At 67.5% G+C, this 2,939-nt stretch carries 3 protein-coding genes; 2 read left to right on the top strand and 1 reads right to left on the bottom strand.

All coding sequences use genetic code 11. The features are described 5' to 3' along the window. Positions 1 to 110: 110 nt before the first annotated feature. The gene (locus tag EQG76_RS10685) at positions 111 to 1,607 is read left to right on the top strand and encodes a CoA-acylating methylmalonate-semialdehyde dehydrogenase (protein WP_159713215.1); all 1,497 of its coding nucleotides are present in this window, start codon (positions 111 to 113) and stop codon (positions 1,605 to 1,607) included. Positions 1,608 to 1,648: 41 nt separating this feature from the next. On the opposite strand, the gene EQG76_RS10680 is transcribed toward EQG76_RS10685, so the two are convergent. Continuing rightward, a complete protein-coding gene (locus EQG76_RS10680) occupies positions 1,649 to 1,981 on the bottom strand; it encodes a cupin domain-containing protein (RefSeq protein WP_159713205.1) in 333 nt (110 codons plus the stop codon). 216 nt (positions 1,982 to 2,197) lie between these two features. Between EQG76_RS10680 and EQG76_RS10675 the strand changes: the two genes are divergently transcribed. After that, on the top strand, positions 2,198 to 2,939 hold a 742-nt coding region (locus tag EQG76_RS10675; RefSeq protein ID WP_159713203.1), incomplete at its 3' end, for a UTP--glucose-1-phosphate uridylyltransferase.

Genomic DNA, 2,939 nt, shown 5'->3' with positions numbered 1-2,939 from the left:
GGCTCGCACCGGCCGGCCGGATCGGCTACAGGAGGGCCGCCGGCGGGCCTGAAGTGCCCGGGCGGCAGCGGCAGGCAGATGCCGGCGTCCGGAGGAAGAGGGAACTGGCGATGAACGAGATCGGGCACCTGATCGGCGGCAAGCGGGTCGCCGGCACTTCCGGGCGGTTCGGCAATGTCTTCGACCCGGCCGTGGGCGAGGTGACGGGCAAGGTCGCGTTCGCCGCCGAGGCCGAGGTCGACCAGGCGGTGGCCAATGCCAAGGCCGCGTTCCAGGGCTGGTCGGCCACGCCGGTCACGCGGCGCGCCCGGGTCATGTTCCGCCTCAAGGAGCTGATCGAGCGCGACATGGAGAAGCTGGCCCGCCTGGTCAGCGCCGAGCATGGCAAGACGGTCGAGGACGCCAAGGGCTCGGTCACCCGGGGCCTGGAGGTCGTCGAGTTCGCCTGCGGCATCCCGCAGCTGCTTAAGGGCGAGATCAGCGTCCAGGTCGCCACCGGGGTCGACATCACCTCCGTCCGCTACCCGCTCGGCGTGTGCGCCGGCATCACGCCGTTCAACTTCCCGGCCATGGTGCCGCTCTGGATGGCGCCGGTGGCGATCGCCACGGGCAATGTCTTCATCCACAAGCCCTCGGAGAAGGTGCCGTCCGCCGCCCTGCACCTGGCCGAGCTGGCGCTGGAGGCAGGCCTGCCGGAAGGTGTCTGGAACGTCGTCAACGGTGACAAGGTGGTGGTCGACCGGCTGCTCTCGCATCCGGACGTGGCGGCGGTGAGCTTCGTCGGATCCACGCCGATTGCCGAGTACGTGTTCAAGACCGGCACCGCCAACGGCAAGCGTGTCCAGGCGCTGGGCGGTGCCAAGAACCACATGATCATCATGCCTGATGCCGACATGGACCAGGCGGTCGATGCGCTGATGGGGGCGGGCTACGGCTCGGCCGGCGAGCGCTGCATGGCCGTCTCGGTGGCAGTCCCGGTGGGCGAGAAGACCGCCGACGTGCTGATCGAGAAGCTGGCGCCCAAGGTCCGGCAGCTGGACATCGGTCCCGGCACGCAGCCGGGCGCAGAGATGGGGCCGCTGGTCACCAAGGAGCACCTGGACAAGGTGCGCAGCTATGTCGATCTGGGCCTGCAGGAAGGTGCGGAACTCGTGGTCGATGGCCGCGACTTCAAGATGCAGGGCTATGAGAACGGCTTCTTCATCGGCGGCTGCCTGTTCGACCGGGTGACCACCGACATGCGGATCTACAAGGAGGAGATCTTCGGGCCGGTCCTGTCCGTGGTCCGCCAGCCCGACTTCGACAGCGCGCTGAAGATCATCAACGAGCACGAGTACGGCAACGGCACGGCGATCTTCACCCGTGACGGTGATGCCGCCCGCACCTTCGTCAACAACGTGAATGTCGGCATGGTGGGCGTGAACGTGCCGATCCCGGTGCCGCTGGCCTTCCACAGCTTCGGAGGCTGGAAGCGCTCCCTGTTCGGCGACCACCATGCCTACGGGCCTGAAGGCGTGCGGTTCTATACCAGGGTCAAGGCCACCACCACGCGCTGGCCGACCGGCATCCGCGCCGGCGCCGAATTCATCATGCCCACGATGCGCTGACGATTGGCGAAGGGAGGGGCATCAGGCCCCTCCCGGCCGGATCAGGAGCGGACCAGGTCCACGTCGTAGATCACATAGTGCTTGCGCACCGGCTCCAGCGTCTCCCAGGTACCCTTGAAGCCCTTGGGGATCACGAAGCTGTCGCCGACCGAATATTCCCTGGCCTCGCCGGCCTCGTTGGTCAGCCGCACCCGCCCGGCCAGGATGACGCAGACCTCGTCGTAGCGCTGGGTGGCGTCCAGCTTGCCGCCGGCATGGCACCAGGTGCCGGTTAGAAAACGGCGGTCGCTGGAGCCATGAGCCTCCTGTCCGACAGAGCCGGATTCCGGCATGGGCAAGGACGGGTCGAGACGGAGCGACTGAAGACTTGACATGAATTCCCTCGAGGACTGTCCCGCATGGCCTGTCCACGGTGACGCAGGCATGCGCATGGGCCACATGCACCTGATGCTTGTCCCTGTGCAATGGTCCGATCCGCGTTATTGAAGCCGCAGCCGGGCCGCCGCTATGTGGGGCGGCGCGGGTTCCGGGATTCCCGTCCCGGAGCTGGAGGAAGATCTGAAGCGCCTGTGCAGGGCGAGCGAGGATAGATGACACGCATCCGCACCGCGGTTTTTCCTGTGGCCGGCCAGGGCACCCGCATGCTGCCCGCCACCAAGGTCCTGCCCAAGGAAATGCTCCCGGTCGTCGACAAGCCGGTCATCCAGTACGCCTTCGAGGAGGCGGCCGCTGCCGGCGTCGAGCGCTTCGTGTTCGTCACCGGGCGCGGCAAGGTCCTGATCGAGGACCATTTCGACCGCGCCTACGAGCTGTTCGACACGCTGCAGCGCAAGGCGAAGACTGCGCAGCTGGAAGAGCTGGAGGCGGCTGTGCCGGCCGCCGGCGAGGTGATCTATACCCGCCAGCAGCAGCCGCTGGGCCTGGGCCACGCCGTGTGGTGTGCCCGGCACGTGGTGGGCGACGAGGCATTCGCCGTGCTGCTGGTGGACGAGCTCCTCCTGAACGACCCGCCGCCGCTGGTGGACCTGTGCCGCCTGTTCGAGAAGACCCAGGGCAACCTGGTCTCGGTGGTTGAGGTGCCGGCCGAGCAGACCAGCCGCTACGGCATCATCGCCACCGGCAAGGAGGATGGCGAGCTGATCGAGGTGACCGGCATGGTCGAGAAGCCCAAGCCCGAGGACGCGCCGTCCCGGCTTTCGATCATCGGCCGCTACATCCTGCTGCCGCAGATCTTCGACCATCTGGCCAAGGGCGAGCGCGGGGCCGGCAACGAGATCCAGCTCACCGACGCCATGCAGAAGCTGATCGGAAATTCGCCCTTCCACGCTGCGG

It is taken from the genome of Geminicoccus flavidas (assembly GCF_009806515.1).
Taxonomy (GTDB): Bacteria; Pseudomonadota; Alphaproteobacteria; order Geminicoccales; family Geminicoccaceae; genus Geminicoccus; species Geminicoccus flavidus.
This window is presented reverse-complemented; position numbering and strand designations above follow the sequence as displayed.

Coding starts and splice junctions, on each gene's coding strand:
- EQG76_RS10685 (WP_159713215.1), top strand. CDS start 111: ATGAACGAGATCGGGCACCTGATCGGCGGCAAGCGGGTCGCCGGCACT.
- EQG76_RS10680 (WP_159713205.1), bottom strand. CDS start 1,981: ATGTCAAGTCTTCAGTCGCTCCGTCTCGACCCGTCCTTGCCCATGCCG.